Here is a 15539-nt window from a genome sequence, read left to right as displayed (position 1 = left end):
CACCCGTGCCGGCGGGTTGACGCCCCGCACGCAGCGGAGCGCCGGGTGAACGGGCGAGGACGCCCGCTCAACGCAGCAGCGTGAGGAGACGCAGGTAGCGCGGCGGCCCGGTCGCGCGATCGCCGGTGCGGGCGAGCGGCACGAGCGCCAGGGCCAGGGCGGGTACGCCGACGGGGAGCGTCACCGCGCCCGAGAGGAGCGGCGGCGGCAGCGCGTGCCCGGCGCCCGGCAGCGTGGGGTCGCCGGCGTCCGACGCGATCTGGCAGCAGCGCTCCGCCTCGCGCACGGGCGGCGCCGCCTTCTCGTGGGCCGCGCAGCAGGCGACCGCACGGACCTGCGCCGCCGCGAGCGCGGGGGCCGCGTGGCCGGCGCGCAACCCGACCGCGAGCAGCACGGTGAGGAGCAGCGCACGGCGGCGGGAGCGCGACACGACACGACGGTACGGCGCGCCGGCCGGCGAGGCAACCCGACGCCTCAGCCCGGCTCCGAGCGGCTGCGGAAGTAGACGTCGCAGCGCCGGGTGGGCACGCGGCGCGCGCCCTCGAGCTCCAGCGCCGCGAGCAGCCGGCGCAGGAGGGCGTCCTGCTGCCGCGTCCCCTTGCATGCGAGCAGCGCCGCGACGCGATCCATCCCCACGCGCCGCAGCGCCGCCTGCATCGGCGGGCCGAGCGGATCGAGGGCGCCGGCGAGCTCGGGCGGCGCCGCCGGATCGCGCGCACCGCGGTCCATGACGGCGCGCCGCTCGAGGTAGTACGGCAGCACCGACGACCAGTCCTCACCGTAGACGACGAGGACGTCGCTCGGGTGCGTCGACGCCCGTACCGCCCGTGCAAGCTCCGAGCGGCCGAGGTCCGGCACGGCGCGGAGCTGCGTCGGCCGCCGGTCGCGAAGATAGCCGCCACCGCCTGCGAGGACGGCGGCGAGGAGCAGCACGACGCCGCCCCATCGCCGCCATCCGCCCGCCTCGAGCAGCGCGAGCACGGCGACGCCGACGGCGGCGACGAGAAAGCAGCCGTTCGCGTACGTGTAGTAGTCGTGGACGAGGTGCAGGTTCACGAACAGCACCAGCGGCAGCAGGAAGAGCAGCACCGCGGCGACGAAGAGGCCGATGCGGCGTCGGGCGAGCCCCACGCCGACGAGGGCTGCGAGCACGATCAGCGGGACGCCGAGAACGTCGCGCGCCTTCACCGTGTAGAAGCTGCGCCAGGTGTCGGCGGAGAGCCGCTGCTCCCACGTCCCGAAGGTCCAGGCGTGCATGGCGTCGGAGGTGATGAACCCCGCCGCGAGCGGGTTCTCCGCCCTCACCTGGTCCGTGTGCCACACCCAGGCTGCGCCGACGAGCAGCGGCAGGCCGAGCACGGCGGCCCCCGCCACCAGCCGTCCGCCCCTCCAGCGGTGGCGCCACGCGCGGTGGAGCAGGACGCCGGCGACGAGCGCTTCGAAGCCGAGGAACGTCGTGATCTTCGCTCCGGCGGCCAGCGCGCCGAACGCGATCGCAAGGCCGGCGCGGCCGGCGGACGGGCGCTTCGCGTGCGCGAGCGCCGCTGCGGCGAATGCCCACCCGAGGCAGAGCGCGGTCGACTCGATCATGAAGGTGCGCGACCAGAAGACGTAGAGCGGGCTCACCACGAGGAGCGCCAGGAACGGCCAGCGCAGCGCCCGCGTCACCCCGAGCTCGTGCAACGTCAGCCAGCATGGGAGGAGCGTCGCGAGGAAGAACGCCTCCGAGACGATCCGTCCCGCGGGGTCGAGCGCCAGGCCGGTCGCCCGCACGACCATCGCCACCGTCCATTGGTAGAGCGGCAGCTCGAACGGGATCGCCCACGGCGGACCGAGGACGGGCGTCTCGTAGTCGAGCCACGGGCCGCCCCGGAGCAGCCAGTAGACCGTGATCGCCGTCTGCGTCTGACGGAACGCGTGGGCTTCGAGCAGCGGCGCCCCGAGGCGGCCGAGCACCGCCCAGAGATGGAACCCGAGGGCGCCGAGGAAGACGGCGAGCAGCAGCGGCTCGAGCCCGCGAACGGGCGCCGTGTCGTTCCCGGTCACGGCGAGCAGTTCACCCAGCGCGCCGGCCTCGAACCGCGTGGCGCGCGTCCCGCACGGGGACACGTCTCGCTCCGTCCCATGTGCGCCCCCGAGTACCGGACTGCCGCCGCCGCGCCAACGGCGTGGGACGGGGGCGGCCCACCTCGCGCGGCGGCTCGGGACTCCGCACGGGGCCGTGCCGGATCGAGGCTCTGCGCGCGCGGCGCGGCTGTTCGATGCGTCTCACCGTCGAGCGACCTCCGACTGCCGCCTTGGCCGGTGACGACGACTCGGCTATGTGGATCGCTGGTCGGCATGGAAGCCAGCCCGTACGTCGCTTGGTCGGTGATGCTGCGAGAAAGCCGTCGTGCGGCACTCCCCCGCGTCCTGACGGTCGCGCTCGGCGGTCTCGCCTGCTGGGGGCTCTACGCGGTCGCGGCGGGGCCGTCGATGTCCGGCGACAGCGAGTCCTATCTCGCCTACGCACGCGCGCTCACGTGGGGTACGGTCCCCACCTCCGAGCGAACGCTCGGATATCCGCTGCTCATCGCGGTGTGCGAGTACGTCGGACGGCACTGCCACCTCGGATCGTACGGCGTCACGGTCGCGGCCCAGGTCGTTCTGCTCGCCGGCGCGAGTACGGCGCTGCTCTACGACATCGCCTATCGCCTCACGGCGTCACGGCTCGCGGCAACCGTCGCGGCGGTCCTCTTCGTCGCCGACGCCGACATCCAGAACATGTCCGTCTGGATCATGTCCGAGTCGCTCGCGATGTTCCTCGTGCTCCTGGCGCTGTGGCTCCGGCTGATCGACGACGGGTGGCGGCGCGCAGGATGGGCGCTCGCCTGTCTCGTGCTCACGCGGCCCTTCTACCTGTTCGCCGTGCCGCTCTTCGCGGCCCTGGAGGGGATGCGGCGGCGGAGCTGGCGCGCCTGCGCCGCAAGCGCAGCTCCGACGGTCCTCCTCCTCGCGGCCGCGTCGCTCGTCTCGTGGGCGTGCTCCGCCGGATCGATGGAGCCGGTGGCAGTCTTTCTCCCCCGCCACAGCTTCGGGCGCATCTACGAGTTCGATCTGTGGACGCGGATTCCGGACTCGCCGCAGCGGCGCCGCATAGCGGCGTTGAAGGCGCAGCACGCGGATCCCTATGGCGCGCTCGATCGGCTGACGCTCGAGTTCGGCCCGCGAGCGTGGCTCGACGTTCAGCGTGAGGTGCTGCGGGCGGCGCCACTCGCGTTCGCCGTCTCCATCGCGCGCGCCGTTCCGCGGGCCTTTCGGCAGGCGGTTCTCTGGAAGCCGGCGCGCGAGAGCGCATGGTTCCGCGCCGTCGTCGCGTGGCACGCGGTCTTCTGGGGCGTGCTCTTCTGGCCGCCGCCGATGCTGCTCGTGTTCGCCGTGCTGGTGTCCGTCGCGGTCGCCACGGGGTTCGGCTCGGCCGACGTCGCGCAGTTCTTCGCGTGGGTGGCCGCGCCGTTCGCCGCGGGCGTGTTCGTGTCGGTCACCCTGCTCGCGATGGGGACCGACTCCGTCGGTCGCCTCGCGCTCGGGTTCCGACCGATCTACTTCCTCGCGATCGCCCTCGGCGTCACCGCACTCGTCGACACCCTCGGGGCGCGCCGACGACGCGGGGGGCGAGGAGAAGAAGCGAACGGGGCAACCGGCACCACTACCGGCACCAACCCGGTGGAGGCCTCCGCAGCGGGTAGCGCCGGAGACGACACCGGCGCGCGAATGGGCGGCGGAAGTGGGAATGGCGACGGGCTGGATCGAACAGCCGACCTAGGGATTATGAGACCCTCGCTCTAGCCAACTGAGCTACGTCGCCCCAAAAGAGCCCCGCACCATGGCCGCGGCCCGACGTGAAAGCAAGCGTCGCGGCATCACCAGCGGCGGTGGCGGCCCTCGGGCAGCGGGCGGCGGCGCAGCGCGCGTTCGCCGGCGCGCACCTGGTGCAGCACACCGTCGGGGAGCTCGAGCGCCGTGAGGGCGCCGCCGTACACGCAGCCGGTGTCGATGCCGATCTTGTACGGAAGGTCGACGAGGACGTCGCGCGACGGCGTGTGCCCGAACACGATGGTGTCCGGGAGCGCGTGCGGGTGGGCGATGAACTCCTCGCGGATCCAGAACAGGTCCTGATCGGTCTGCTGCTCCCACGGCAGTCCGGGGCGGATGCCGGCGTGTACGAGGCGATGGCCGGGCCAGGCGAGCGCGCGCTCGAGCGATGCGAGGAAGGCCAGGTGCGACTCGGGCATCGCGGCTTCCACCGCGGCGGGCGCGGCGCGGTCGGGGAGGCCGTAGCTGCGGATCGCGGCGCCGCCGCCGTTCTGCATCCACGACTCGCCCCAGCGGCCGGGGCGGCCGAGGAACGCGAGGCACATGTCCTCGTGGTTGCCCTTCAGGAACACCCAGCGGACGTCGGAGCGCTCGCGGGCGGCGAGCAGCAGGTCGATGACGCCCTTCGAGTCGCGGCCGCGATCGATGTAGTCGCCGACGCAGCAGACCGTGTCGCCGGCGACCAGCGGCAGGCCCGACAGCAACGCCTCGAGCTCGCGCAGGCAGCCGTGGATGTCGCCGATCGCGAACAGGCGACCGCTCACCGCCGGTCACCTCCCGTGCCGACGAGGGTGCCGAGCGCGTCCGTGTCGCCGAGGATGCGCAGGGCGGCGCTGTACGGGTCGAGCGAGCCGTCGCGTACTGCGGCGACCAGCGGCCCGAGTCCGTTGGTCGCTGCGCCGAGGCCGGCTTCGAGACGCCGGCGCAGCTCCTCCTCGAGCACGTCGACGAGGTCGCCGGCGCGGCGCACGGCGGCGCGCTCCGCTGCCGCCGGATCGGCGCCGCGGGCGGAACGATGGCGGGCGAGCGCCGCCAGCACGGTGTCGACGCCGAGGTTGCGCTCGGCCTGCGTGGTCAGCACGGGGACGTCCCACGCCGACGCCGGCCGCAGGTGCAGCATCTGCTCGAGCTCCGACTGCATGCGCAGCGCGCCGTCGCGGTCGGCCTTGTTGACGACGAAGACGTCGGCGATCTCGAGGAGCCCTGCCTTCATCACCTGCACGGCGTCGCCCGCCTCCGGGACCAGCACGACGACGATGGTATCCGCCAGACGCATCACGTCCAGCTCCGTCTGGCCGACGCCGACCGTCTCGACCAGCACGACGTCGACGCCGAACGCGTCGAGCAGCCGGGTCACGTCGCGCGCCGCTCGCGGCAGGCCGCCGTGGCTGCCGCGCGTCGACAGGCTGCGGATGAAGACGCCCGGATCGAGGAAGTGGGCCTGCATGCGGATGCGGTCGCCGAGCACCGCGCCGCCGGTGAACGGGCTCGACGGATCGACCGCGACCACGCCCACCCGCCGCCCCTGCGCGCGGAACCCGGCCACCAGCCGATCCGCCAGCGTCGACTTGCCTGCGCCGGGCGGGCCGGTGATGCCGATCACCTGGGCCCGTCCGGTGTGCGGGTAGAGCCGGCTCATCACCTGCGCCAGCTCGGGAGCGCGGTTCTCCACCCGGGTCATGAGCCGGGCCAGGGCCACGCGGTCTCCAGCGAGCAGGCGGTCGACGAGCGCGACGGCGGCATCGGGTGACGACACGGGTGCTCGGATACTCGCACCTTCCCTCCGCCCGTCCAACCGGACGCGGCGCGCGGGTCCGCCTTGACCGTCCGGGAGGGCGGCCGGAAGATGCCGCCGTGGCCGAAGGCACCGACGCCGGCTTCGCCGGGCTGCTGCGCAACCGCTTCGTTCTCATCGGCGTGCTCCTGTTCGGCGTCGGTCTCGCCGACATGGTCACGGGGCGCATCAAGGTCGACGAGTATCGCGTCGTCCTGCGCACGACGCCGCGCCCGACCCCGGCCCACCGCAACCCGACGGCCCTCTTCCCGCGCGCCAGCGAGGCGGAGCAGCAGATCGCGATCGCGCAGACGAAGCTCGGCTACTACCAGCTGCTCTTCCTCGTCGGGCAGGCGCTCGCCGCGCTCGGCCTGCTCTCGATCGCGGTCGGCGCGTTCCAGATCCGCCTTCGCACGATGCGGGCGGGTCCGGCGCCGCATCCGTCCGCGTGACCCTGGTTTGACTTCCACACCCCGCGCGTCTACTTAACGTGCAAATTTGAACACCGACGGGCGATGGGCCCGGCGGGAAGGCGGGGCGGTTGGCTGCGAGGGGGAACGAGGCGTCCGCGCGACGGCGCGGCGGCCGCGAGCGGCAGAACGGAGTGGACGGGGCGGCGGCGTTGTTGAACGTCCTCGCGCGCGCCCTCGACCTCGAACGTGCGGCGCTGCTGCTGGTCACGCCGGCAGGACGCCTCGACCCGATCGCCACCTTGGGACGGGTGTCCGCGAAGATGCTCGCCGAGGAACGGCTCGGCAGCGGCACCTGGAGCGTGGCACTGCCGCTCGCGCGCGACGGGCACGTCGTCGGCCGGCTCCTCGCCGCACGCCGGGGCGGCCGATCGCTGCCGCCCGGCGACCGCCGGCTGCTCGCGCGGCTCGCCGCCGCGGCGGCGGAGTTCGTCGCGCAGCGCCGCGCGCAGAGCGACCTCGACCACACGCGCGAGCTGCTCGCGCGCGCCGAGACGCTGTCGGCGCTCGGCACGCTCGCCGCCGGCGTCGCGCACGAGATCCGCAATCCGCTCGTCTCGGTGCGCACCTTCATCCAGCTGCTCCCCGAGCGGCTGGACGACGAGGAGTTCCGCACCGGCTTCCGTGACCTCGCGCTCACCGAGATCGAGCGCATCTGCGCGCTCATCAACGACCTGCTCGCCTTCTCGCGGCCGAGCCCGGCGCAGCTCGAGCCGACGGACCTCGCCGCGCTCGCCGCGCAGACCGTGCGCCTGCTCGACGCCGAGGCGCGCAAGCATGGCGTCCATCTGACGTGCGACGTCGCCGGCGCACTGCCGCCGGTGCATGCCGACGAGGCACGCGTGAAGCAGGTGCTGATGAACGTCGTGCTCAACGCCGTGCAGGCGGCGCCGGCACACACGGCGGTCGAGGTCACGGCGCGGCCGCACGCGGCGGGCGCCGTCCTCGAGGTCGCCGACCGCGGGCCGGGCATCCCCCCCGAGAAGGTGCGCCAGATATTCGACCCCTTCTTCACGACCAAGGCATCCGGGAGCGGGCTCGGTCTCTTCATCGCCGAGCGCATCGTGCGCGACCACGGCGGCAGCATCGAGCCGCGGCCGCGCGACGGCGGCGGCACCGTGTTCGCGCTCGTCTTCCCGGGTGGCGCGGAGGAGCATGCCGACGCGGGCTGAGCGTGGCGGCTTCGCACGCGTCCCGGCGCTCGATGCCGACGCGGCCGCCGCCTGCCTGGCGACACCCCATCTGCCGGCCGCGGCGGCCGCCACCGCCGGGCGCGCCCGTGACGCCGCCGCCCTCGCGATGCCGCTCCTCCTCGCCGTCGCCTCGGCGAGCGGCCGCCTCCGCCTCGCGCGGGCGCTGCACGCCGCCAGCGGACGGCGCGGCCCGCTCCTCGTCGCCCACGGCCGCCTGCGCGCGCCGCGCGTCCGCGACGCCACGCTGCTCGTCGACCTCGACGCGCTCACCCCCGCGGATCGCGTCGTGCTCGAGGCGATCTGCGACGACGGCCGCACCTGGGTGCTGGCCGCGACCGCCGACGCCGCGGCGCGGGCGCCGGCGCCCTGGCTCGACGTCGTCGCGCTGCGCGTGCCGCCGCTCGCGGCGCGCGCGGCCGAGCTGCCCGCGCTGGCCCAGGCGCTGCTCGCCGCGAAGGCGGTGCGCCGCGGCGGCACCGCACCGGCGCTCGCCGAGGACGCCCTCGCCTGCCTCGCCGCCCACGCCTGGCCCGGCGACGTCGCCGAGCTCGACGCCGTGCTCGCGCGCGCACTTCTCGCCGCCGGCGACGGAGCGATCACCGCCGCGCATCTCGGCGTCGCGCCCGCACCGCCGCCGCCGGCCGAGGCCGCCGAGGCGCTGCCGGCGGAGACCGCCACCGTCGCGCGGCTCGAGTTCCTGCTCGCCGAGATGGCGCACGAGATCAAGAATCCGCTCGTCACCATCAAGACGTTCGCCGACCACCTGCCGGCCCTGCTCGACGACGCCGAGCTGCGCGAGCGCTTCGCGGCGCTCTCCGACGAGGCCATCGCGCGCATGGACGGTCTGCTCGAGAACGTGCTCGACTTCGCACGGCTCGGCGTCCCGACGCCGGAGCCCGTCGCGCTGGTGCCGCTGCTCGACGCCCAGCTCGCCGAGGTGCAGCCGGCGCTCGACGCGCGCGGCGTCGTGCTCGAGCGCCGCGGCGGCCCGGTGGCCTGCCGCGCCGACGCGACCCACGTCGCCTACGCCCTGCGCAACCTGCTCGCCGGCGTGCTGCGCGAGGTGCCGCCGCGCGACACGCTGCGGCTCGACCTGGCGTCGCCGGCCACGCTCCAGATCGCCTTCGGGCGCGGCAGCGGCGCGGCGACGCGGCTGCGCGAGCTGACGGCGGCGAACGGGCATGGTCCGAAGCTCGACGATCCCACCATGCTGCCCCTCGCGTTCACGCTCGCGCGGGCGGTGGTGGAGCGCAACGGCGGCAGCCTCGGCGTACGCGCGCAGCCCGAGGGCGGCACGTTGCTCGAGCTGCGCCTGCCGCCGGCGGCGCCGGATTCCTGACGGAGGAGGACGAGGGGGAGATGGAAACACGGAAGCGCGTGCTGATCGTGGACGACGAGCCCGGGGTGCGGGAGTCGCTGCGCATGGTTCTGAAGGACACCTACGAGCCGCTGACGGCCGACGGCGCCGAGCAGGCGATGGAGATCCTGTCGTCCGGCCCCGTCGACGTCATGCTGCTCGACATCGTCATGCCGCGCGTCGACGGGCTCGAGCTGCTCGAGGACGTCCGCAGCCGCTGGCCGAACCTGCCGGTCATCATGCTGACGGCGACGAAGACGGTGAAGACGGCGGTCGGCGCCATGAAGCTCGGCGCGTTCGACTATCTGACGAAGCCGTTCGACGTCGAGGAGCTGCGGGTCATCATCGACCGCGCGACCCAGAACGCCTCGCTGATCCGCGAGGTCGAGGAGCTGCGCACCGAGGTCGGCCGCCGCTACCAGGTCGACAACATCATCGGCCGCTCGCCGCGCATGCAGGACGTGTTCCGCACCGTCCTCACGGTGGCGCCGCTCAAGAGCACGGTGCTCATCACCGGCGAGAGTGGGACGGGCAAGGAGCTCATCGCGAAGGCGATCCACCACGGTAGCCCGCGCGCGCGCAAGCCGCACGTGGTGCTGAACTGCGCCGCCATTCCCGAGAACCTCCTCGAGAGCGAGCTCTTCGGCCACGAGCGGGGCGCGTTCACCGACGCGCACCAGAAGAAGGAAGGCCAGTTCGAGCTGGCCGACCAGGGGACGTTGTTCCTCGACGAGATCGGCGAGATGCCGATGGCGCTCCAGGCGAAGCTCCTGCGCGTGCTCGAGCACGGCATCTTCATGCGCGTCGGCGGCACCACGCCGATCCAGGTCGACGTCCGCATCATCGCGGCGACCAACCGCGACCTCGCCGCGGCGATGAAGGAGGGCCTCTTCCGGCCCGACCTCTACTACCGTCTGAACGTCGTGACCGTCAGCCTGCCGCCGCTGCGCGACCGGCGCGACGACCTCGTGCTGCTGATCCGCCACTTCGCCGAGGCCAAGGCGCGCGCCATGGGCGTCGCCGAGAAGACGTTCAAGCCCGAGGCGGTCGACGCGCTGCTCCGCTACCACTGGCCGGGCAACGTGCGCGAGCTGGAGAACCTCATCGAGCGGGTCCTGGTGCTGTCCGAGGGCCCGCTGATCGGCGTCGACGACCTGCCGGAGCAGGTGCGGCGCAGCGAAGCCACGCCCACCAGCATCAAGGAGCAGGTGCTTGCGGGTCGGAAGTCCATCGGCAGCGCAGTCGACGAGTTCGAGCGCGACATCATCGTCGAGGCCCTGCACCAGACGGATTTCAATCAGACCCGTGCAGCCGACATGTTGGGGACCACCCGACGGATCCTCAAGTACCGTATGGACAAGCTCGGGATCGACGCGCCGGACAAATAGATGGCTGGCGGGTCGGCCGTCCCGTCTCGGGGTGTGCCCCGTGCTGTGCCATTGCGGCCCACGGTCGCACATTCCTGGACGGTCCCGGGCCGAAACGCCCCGGCGCTCGGCCCGAGAGTACGAGGGTCGGATCTGCCCCGGCGGTGGCATGTTTTTCGCTCCGTGGGATACCGCCATGAGCACGCGACCGCGCGTCCTGATCGTCGACGACGAGCTGGGAGTCCGCGAATCCCTGCGGGCCATCCTGGATCGGGAGTACGAGGTCGTCACCGCCTGCACCGGCGAGGACGCCCTCGCGCTCTGCCAGCGCGAGCCGATCGACCTGGTCACGCTCGACCTGCGCATGCCCGGCCTGGGTGGGATCGCCGTCCTCGAGCGCATCAAGGCCATCGATCCCGAGATCGAGGTCCTCATCATCACCGGCTACGGCTCGCTCGACACGGCCGTCGCCGGCCTCCGCCACCATGCCTTCGACTACCTGGCCAAGCCGTTCGACTGCGACCACGTGCGGCTCGTCGTGCAGGCCGCCCTGGCGAAGCGCACGGCGCTGCGCCGGCTGCGCGCCGCCCCCGAGCAGATCCTGGCGACGCTCTCGCACGAGTTCCGCACCCCGCTGAACGTCATCATGGGCTACTCGACCATGCTCGGCGACGAGCAGGACGGGACGCTCTCGCAGGAGCAGCGGCTGGCGCTCGACCGCATCCAGGCCAACTCGACCGCCCTCCTCTCCTACGTCGAGACGCTCTTCTACATGGTCGAGCTCGACCGCGGGCTGGTGCCGATCACGCCCGGCCCGGTCCACGTCGCCAACGTGCTGGTGCGCATCCAGGGCGAGATCGCCGCCGCCGCCGGCGCGAAGGGCATCACGCTCACCGTCGACGTGCCGTCCGACCTCGTCGTGCAGAGCGACGAGGACAAGCTCGCGCGTCTGCTGCGCGCGCTCGCGGACAACGCCGTGCGCCACTCGGCGCAGGGCCGCGTGCTGCTCGCCGCGCGCACGCTCGCCGATCAGGTCGTCCTCGAGGTGCGCGACGCCGGTCCCGGCATCGACGCCGCGCTGGTCGAGGAGACGCACGACGTGGTCGCGGGCCGTCCGGGGGCGGATCCGCCGCGGCTTCTCGGCTTCGGCCTGCGGCTCGTCGGCCGTCTGGTGCGCGCCCTCGGCGCCCGGCTCGCGATCACGAGCGCGGGCGACGGCACGACCTGCGCGGTCACGCTGCCCGTCGTCGCACGCGCCGAGGCGCCCGCGCGCCTGGTCTCGAACGGCTGAGCGTCGCCCGCGGTCGCCGGAGCCCCGCGCGCCTTGACACGTTGGGACCCCTCCGATAGCTGCCGTTCGTCCGCCCATGCCGCCCTTCGTGCACGGCGGCGATCCGGCCGCCCCGACCTCGCTGCGTGACGCGCTCCTCGGCGTGCTCGCTGGCGATGCCCTCACGCCCGAGCACGCGGCGGCGTTGCTCGCCGACGCCAACGGCGCCGCGCTCGACGCTGCGCTCTTCGCCGCCGCCCGCACGCGCCGCGCCGCGACCTGGGGTACGACGGTCACCTACTCGCCGAAGGTGTTCCTGCCGGTCACGAACCTCTGCCGCGACCGCTGCACCTACTGCACGTTCCGCAAGGACCCCGACGATCCGGACGCCTGGACCATGCGTCCCGACGACGTCGCCGCCTGGTCGGCGCGCGGCGCACGCCTCGGCTGCAGCGAGGCGCTCATGTGCCTCGGCGACCGCCCGGAGGTCGCCTTTCGCGGCTACCGCGAGACGCTGCACGGGCTCGGCCACGCGAGCACCGCGTCCTACGTCCGCGAGGCGTGCGCGATCGCGCTCCGCGAGGGGCTGCTGCCGCACACGAACGCCGGCGTGCTGACCCGCGACGAGATGGCGATGCTGCGCCCGGTGAACGTGAGCCTCGGCCTCATGCTCGAGAGCGTCTCCCCGCGGCTGCGCGGGCGCGGGGAGGTGCATCAGTGGGCGCCCGACAAGGAGCCGTCGGTCCGCCTGCGCATGCTGCGCGAAGCCGGCGAGCTGCGCATCCCGTTCACGACCGGCCTCCTCATCGGCATCGGCGAGACGCCGGCCGAGCGCGTCGACACGCTGGTCGCCATCCGCGACCTGCACCGAGCGCACGGGCACGTCCAGGAAGTCATCGTGCAGAACTTCCGCGCCAAGCCGACCATCCCGCGCGCCGACGCGCCCGAGCCGACGGCGCTCGACCTGGCGCGCACGATCGCCGTCGCGCGGCTGGTGCTCGATGCCGAGGTCAGCGTGCAGGCACCGCCGAACCTCTCGCCGGACGACCATCGCCTGCTGCTGCGCGCAGGCCTCAACGACTGGGGCGGCATCTCCCCGCTGACGCCCGACTACGTGAACCCCGAGGCGCCGTGGCCGCACGTCGCCCGCCTCGCCGAGACCTGCGCCGCCGAGGGCTTCGCCCTCGTCCCGCGCCTGCCGATCTACCCCGCGTATCTGCGCGGCGACGACTGGCTCGACCCCGCCCTGCGCCCCTACGTCGCGCGCGGCGGAAAGCCGGCGTCGCGCGCCATGGAGGGTGTCTCCGCATGAGCTGGCTCGATCCCTGGGACGCGATCGAAGCGGTCGCCCTGAACGACGAGCCGGCCGAGCGTGCCATCGCCCGCGCCAGCCCGGCCGTCGGCCGTATCTGCGACGCCGCCCTCGCCCGCCGCGAGCTCTCCGTCGCCGACGGCGAGGCGCTGCTCGGGGTGGAGGGCGACGACCTCACGGCGCTGGTGCGTACCGCGGACACCATCCGCGCCGCCGACGTCGGCGACGAGGTCACCTACGTCGTCAACCGCAACATCAACTTCACCAACGTCTGCTTCGTGAACTGCCGCTTCTGCGCCTTCAAGCGCCAGCGCTGGGAGGAGGACGCCTATACCCACGGCATCGACGTCGTCCTCGGCAAGACCGACGAGGCGGTCGCGCGCGGGGCCACCGAGGTCTGCATGCAGGGGGGCATCAACCCCGACATGGACCCGTTCACGTACCGGGACGTGCTGAAGGCGATCAAGGAGCGCCACCCGACTCTCCACGTGCACGCGTTCTCGCCCATGGAGATCATGTACGGCACGCGGCGCACGGGCATGAGCACGGCCGACTACATCGCCATGCTGCGCGACACCGGGCTCGGCTCGATTCCCGGCACCGCCGCCGAGATCCTCGACGACGAGGTGCGCGAGATCCTGTCGCACAAGAAGGTCGACGTGCGCACCTGGATCGAGATCATCACCACCGCGCACCGCCTCGGCGTCCCGACCACGTCCACGGTCATGTACGGCCACGTCGAGACCGCGGGCCACGTCGCGCGCCACGTCGATCTCCTGCGCACCATCCAGAAGGAGACGGGCGGCTTCACCGAGTTCGTCCCGCTCGGCTTCATCTGGGAGAACACGGCGATGTACCACGACGGCCAGGTCACGCCCGTGCCGAAGGGCCTGCGCGACCTGCGCATCTACGCGATGAGCCGCCTCATGCTGCGCGGCCTCGTCGACAACCTCCAGACCTCGTGGGTGAAGCTCGGCCACCGGCTGTCGCAGTACACGCTGCGCGCCGGCTGCAACGACTTCGGCGGCACCCTCATGGAAGAGAGCATCTCGCGCGAAGCGGGCGCCGACGCGGGCGAGTACACGTCGGTGGAAGAGATCGAGGCGCTGGTGCGCGCCATGGGCCGCACGCCCGTCCAGCGCACCACGCTCTACGGTCGGATCGGAGCGGACGGTGCCGGCGACGCGGATCACGGTGCTGGCGGGTGGCGTGGGCGGCGCGCGGTTCCTTGCGGGACTCCAGCGACGCACTGACCCGACCGGCCTCACGGTCATCGGCAATACCGGCGACGACGAGGAGTTCCACGGACTCCATGTCGCGCCCGACCTCGACACGGTCCTCTACACGCTGACGGGCCGCGGCGATCCCGTCCGCGGCTGGGGGCTGCGTGGTGAGACGTTCGCGTGTCTGGGCGCGCTGGAGACGCTGGGCGAGCCCGCATGGTTCCGGCTCGGCGATCGCGACCTCGCGACGCACATCGTGCGCACGGCGCGGCTGCGCGCGGGGTGGAGGCTGTCGCGGGTCACGGCGTCGCTGGCGGCGGCATACGGGCTCCGCGCCACGCTGCTGCCGATGACGAACGACCGGGTGCGCACGTTCGTCCACACCGAGCGCGGCCGCCTCGCCTTCCAGGACTACCTTGTACGCGGGCGGGCGCGCGGCCGCGTGCGCCGGATCGAGATCGCCGGCGCCGCCGGGGCACGGCCGGCGCCGGGCGTCGTCGCCGCGCTGCGCACGGCGGCGGCGATCGTGGTCGCGCCGTCGAACCCGCTGGTGTCGATCGGCCCCATGCTCGCGGTTCCCGCGCTGCGCCGGGCGCTCGAGCGCCGGCGCGCTCCGGCGGCGGCGATCTGTCCCCTCGTCGGCGGCCGGCCGCTGAAGGGGCCGTTGCACCGCATGCTGCGCGGGCTCGGGCACGAGGTGTCGCCGCGCGGGGTGGCGGCGCTCTACCGCGGCCTCGTCGACTGGTTCGTGCTCGACGGTGCGGACGCGGCCTGGACCGGGCGCATCGCGGCGCTGGGCTTCAAGGTTCTCGTCACCGACACGGTCATGCAGACGCCGGCGCACGCGGCCCGGCTTGCGACGGCGGTGCTGCGGGCGCTAGGTGCGCGCCCATGAGTAGGGCCGCGCCGGTCGTCGTCCTTCCCGTTCCCGGGCTTCCGATGATCGAGCCGGGAGCGGACCTCGCGGCGCTGCTGTGCGACGCGGTGGCCGCGGTCGGGCTCGTCACCGGCGACGTGGTGGTCGTCTGCCAGAAGGTGGTGTCGAAGGCCGAGGGCGCGGTGGTCGCGCTCGCCGACGTCGAGCCGTCGGCCTTCGCGCGCGAGATCGCCGCGCAGGGCAGCGGCACCAAGGACCCGCGCGCGGTCGAGGTCGTGCTGCGTGAGGCGCGGCGCATCGTGCGCATGGACCGCGGCCATCTGATCGTCGAGACCCGGCACGGCTGGGTGTGCGCCAACGCGGGCGTGGACGAGTCGAACGGGGTCGGGCCGGGCGTCCTGACGCTGCTGCCGCGCGACCCCGACGCCTCGGCGGAGCGGCTGCGCGCGGCGCTGGCGGCGCGCTTCGCGGTCGAGGTCGCGGTGGTGGTCACGGACACCTTCGGGCGGCCCTGGCGCGAGGGGCTCGTCGAGGTGGCGCTCGGGTGCGCGGGCATGGATCCGCAGCTCGACCTGCGCGGGCGCGGCGACCTCCACGGCCACGAGCTGCACCACACGGTGGTGGCGCTCGCCGACGAGGTGGCCGCCGCGGCGGGGCTCGTCATGGAGAAGGACAGCGGCGTCGCCGCGGCGATCGTGCGCGGCGTGCGTTGGACGCCGGGGACGACGGGGGCCCGCAGCCTCGTCCGCAGGCCCGAGCTCGACCTCTTCCGCTGAGCCGTCGCGCTCCCCATGCCGCGTGCCATACGGCCCGCGGCTTTCACCTCACCGGCACCTCGCGT

The 15539-nt window shown here is 73.5% G+C and carries 14 protein-coding genes and 1 tRNA gene; 9 read left to right on the top strand and 6 right to left on the bottom strand.

Annotated features, from left to right (window positions below):
• Positions 1–67 precede the first annotated feature (67 nt).
• The 6 genes from KIT14_14655 to meaB form a co-directional block, all read right to left on the bottom strand.
• Positions 68–430: a hypothetical protein gene (locus KIT14_14655; GenBank protein MCW5891769.1), complete on the bottom strand. Its 363-nt coding sequence runs from the start codon at positions 428–430 to the stop codon at positions 68–70.
• Between the two features lie 44 nt (positions 431–474).
• Positions 475–2109 carry a hypothetical protein gene (locus tag KIT14_14650; protein ID MCW5891768.1) on the bottom strand — a complete coding sequence of 545 codons (1635 nt, stop codon included), beginning with the start codon at positions 2107–2109 and terminating at the stop codon, positions 475–477.
• Positions 2110–3224: 1115 nt separating this feature from the next.
• A complete protein-coding gene (locus KIT14_14645; GenBank protein ID MCW5891767.1) occupies positions 3225–3524 on the bottom strand; it encodes a hypothetical protein in 300 nt (99 codons plus the stop codon).
• 249 nt (positions 3525–3773) lie between these two features.
• Positions 3774–3847: transfer RNA gene (locus KIT14_14640), tRNA-Met, on the bottom strand.
• A 55-nt stretch (positions 3848–3902) separates the two neighbouring features.
• Positions 3903–4619 carry a serine/threonine protein phosphatase gene (locus tag KIT14_14635; protein MCW5891766.1) on the bottom strand — a complete coding sequence of 239 codons (717 nt, stop codon included), beginning with the start codon at positions 4617–4619 and terminating at the stop codon, positions 3903–3905.
• The gene (meaB, locus tag KIT14_14630) at positions 4616–5536 is read right to left on the bottom strand and encodes a methylmalonyl Co-A mutase-associated GTPase MeaB (GenBank protein ID MCW5891765.1); all 921 of its coding nucleotides are present in this window, start codon (positions 5534–5536) and stop codon (positions 4616–4618) included. The genes KIT14_14635 and meaB overlap by 4 nt, the downstream gene beginning before the upstream one ends.
• Positions 5537–5709: 173 nt before the next feature.
• Here meaB and KIT14_14625 point away from each other — a divergent pair, with 173 nt between their 5' ends.
• The 9 genes from KIT14_14625 (at position 5710) to cofE (ending at position 15474) form a co-directional block, all read left to right on the top strand.
• Positions 5710–6081 carry a hypothetical protein gene (locus KIT14_14625; protein ID MCW5891764.1) on the top strand — a complete coding sequence of 124 codons (372 nt, stop codon included), beginning with the start codon at positions 5710–5712 and terminating at the stop codon, positions 6079–6081.
• Positions 6082–6170: 89 nt separating this feature from the next.
• Positions 6171–7271, top strand: a complete 1101-nt coding sequence (locus KIT14_14620; protein MCW5891763.1) for a hypothetical protein — start codon at positions 6171–6173, stop codon at positions 7269–7271.
• Positions 7255–8631, top strand: coding sequence for a hypothetical protein (locus KIT14_14615; GenBank protein ID MCW5891762.1), 1377 nt, complete (start codon positions 7255–7257; stop codon positions 8629–8631). Before KIT14_14620 ends, KIT14_14615 begins: the two co-directional genes overlap by 17 nt.
• Positions 8632–8651: 20 nt before the next feature.
• On the top strand, positions 8652–10037 hold the full coding sequence (locus KIT14_14610) for a sigma-54-dependent Fis family transcriptional regulator (GenBank protein MCW5891761.1): 1386 nt from the start codon (positions 8652–8654) through the stop codon (positions 10035–10037).
• A 175-nt stretch (positions 10038–10212) separates the two neighbouring features.
• Positions 10213–11307, top strand: a complete 1095-nt coding sequence (locus KIT14_14605; protein MCW5891760.1) for a hybrid sensor histidine kinase/response regulator — start codon at positions 10213–10215, stop codon at positions 11305–11307.
• A 76-nt stretch (positions 11308–11383) separates the two neighbouring features.
• Positions 11384–12598, top strand: a complete 1215-nt coding sequence (cofG, locus tag KIT14_14600) for a 7,8-didemethyl-8-hydroxy-5-deazariboflavin synthase CofG (GenBank protein MCW5891759.1) — start codon at positions 11384–11386, stop codon at positions 12596–12598.
• On the top strand, positions 12595–13851 hold the full coding sequence (cofH, locus tag KIT14_14595; GenBank protein MCW5891758.1) for a 5-amino-6-(D-ribitylamino)uracil--L-tyrosine 4-hydroxyphenyl transferase CofH: 1257 nt from the start codon (positions 12595–12597) through the stop codon (positions 13849–13851). The genes cofG and cofH overlap by 4 nt, the downstream gene beginning before the upstream one ends.
• Positions 13772–14716, top strand: a complete 945-nt coding sequence (locus KIT14_14590; protein ID MCW5891757.1) for a 2-phospho-L-lactate transferase — start codon at positions 13772–13774, stop codon at positions 14714–14716. Before cofH ends, KIT14_14590 begins: the two co-directional genes overlap by 80 nt.
• On the top strand, positions 14713–15474 hold the full coding sequence (gene cofE, locus KIT14_14585; GenBank protein ID MCW5891756.1) for a coenzyme F420-0:L-glutamate ligase: 762 nt from the start codon (positions 14713–14715) through the stop codon (positions 15472–15474). The genes KIT14_14590 and cofE overlap by 4 nt, the downstream gene beginning before the upstream one ends.
• The last annotated feature ends 65 nt before the right edge of the window (positions 15475–15539 follow it).

It is taken from the genome of bacterium (genome assembly GCA_026129405.1).
Classification (GTDB): Bacteria; Desulfobacterota; Binatia; order DP-6; family DP-6; genus JAHCID01.
The sequence above is the reverse complement of the archived record's forward strand: the minus strand, read 5'-3'. Positions and strand labels throughout refer to the sequence as shown.